We start from the raw sequence: 1,787 nt of genomic DNA on the forward strand, positions 1-1,787 counted from the left end.
CCCTTGTCTTCATTGGTTGGGTTCCACATCCAGCCAGAAGTTTTGCCTTGGTATTGATCGCCCAAATAATTGGCGGCAATACGCGCTTCAAATTTCTCGTCTTGATACCAGAGCACCAGGTTCGCTTGATCTTCAGCGGTATTGTTAAATGGCGCAACACTGCCATTGGGTAACAATTCGCTGGAAGGGCTCTTGGTGGGTGAGTAGGTATAGTTGAGTGTCATACCTGTGTTAGTTAAAAACCCTGGCAAGAAATCAAAACTTTGTTGGTAAGAAAATTCCCAGCCTTTGACGGTTCCACCGGAACCATTGGATACGGTTTGCTCTTCACCACCGCGACGTACTACACCATCGCTATCTGCCAGTGTGGGATTTTTTTCAACTTTGGTGTAAGTAAAACTATCTACTTCAATGTTGAAATAACCCAGTGACACAATGGCGTTGTCGGTTGGATACCATTCACCGGCAATGTTAAATACATTTGCAGACCAAGGTTTGAGATAAGGGTTGCCGTTGTTCTGGCGTGAACTAACCCGTTGGAATGGCTCTTTAACCGATTCGCCGGTGACTGGATCTGTAACGGTTTCTTCTGAACTCAAATAAGTGATAGAGCCTTGACCCAAGCGATCCAAATCTTGCAATGTCATGCGTTTATCAAACGCTAAGCGCACTTTGAAATCATCGGCAATGCCAATGTTTAAATTTAAACTGGGCAAAAAGTGATTGTAAGAGACGTTGGTAATCTTATCGCCAAGATCCGTATAGGTGGTGTGGTTCGGATCTGTGCCCGCCAAAATTAACGGATTCAGTTTTTTCGGATCAGTAATATTTTGTGTGACGGTTAAATCGGTTTTTACGTAGCGCACACCAGTGTTACCACTGATGGTGAACGTATCGTTTAGCGCTTTATCAAAGTTAGCTTGGAAGTGGAAACTTTGTTTGCTGTCGGTAATCGCGTAAGAGCGATCCGGGTTGACTATGCGTTGGCCTTTGCCGTAAATCATATCGTTAAACGCAATCGGGTCATCAATTTTGCGTGTATCGATCATGGGAATCGTTACGTTAAAACCTTTTAAGGCTTCGCCGAAATTACTCACATTGCCGATGTAACCATTGAGTTTTGCATCGGTAATTTCAACCACGGGCAGCGGATCGTAAGTTAAACCAGCGGCGGTGCCGGTGCTGCCTGCTTGGCCGGTGGCGTAACCCACTTCGTGATATTTATTGAGCAGTTCCACGCCGTCTTTTACGACACCAGAAGGTGAGAAGAATGACATGTTTTTGAAGCTGGTATTGCGATCGGCAAACCGGTAACCAAAATCTACCGAAGTCAAACCTTCATCGGCAAATTTAAAATTGCCGTCAAAACGCAGTACATCAAAATCGGATTCGGCGTAAGTACTTTCAATCCAACCAGAGTGCAAATACCAGGCTTCCGGATTGGCCATTTTGCTAATCATTGCCGGGTCAAGTTCTGCCAAAACATTTTCGTTGTTGACTTGAACATGCATGGGGTAAATCAAGCCGTCATCAATAGCGCCGGGGTTGATGTTAACTGGAGCTGTTGTTGGCGAACGCTTCACCATCATCGCATTGCTGACTTGGGCGAGGGTGAGATTGTTGTTGTCGTTATCGGCATTGCCCGATACCCAGCGCGCGCTACCGGTAAATGCACCACCGTTATCGTATTTCAATTCTACGTTAGAGTTGAGCGCAGAACTTTCGCGGTAATCGCCGAGCACACCGGCGCGGAAACCGGACACCATCATATTCATGTCGGTAGCGTA

Annotated in this window: 1 protein-coding gene; it reads right to left on the reverse strand. The window is 46.0% G+C overall.

Going from position 1 to position 1,787, the window contains the following annotated elements; translation table 11 throughout:
* A partial coding sequence (locus AWU77_RS02185) for a hypothetical protein (protein ID WP_152625235.1) occupies positions 1–1,775 on the reverse strand: 1,775 nt, incomplete at its 3' end.
* Positions 1,776–1,787 lie beyond the last annotated feature (12 nt).

Source organism: Cellvibrio sp. OA-2007 (assembly GCF_000953825.1).
Taxonomy (GTDB): Bacteria; Pseudomonadota; Gammaproteobacteria; order Pseudomonadales; family Cellvibrionaceae; genus Cellvibrio.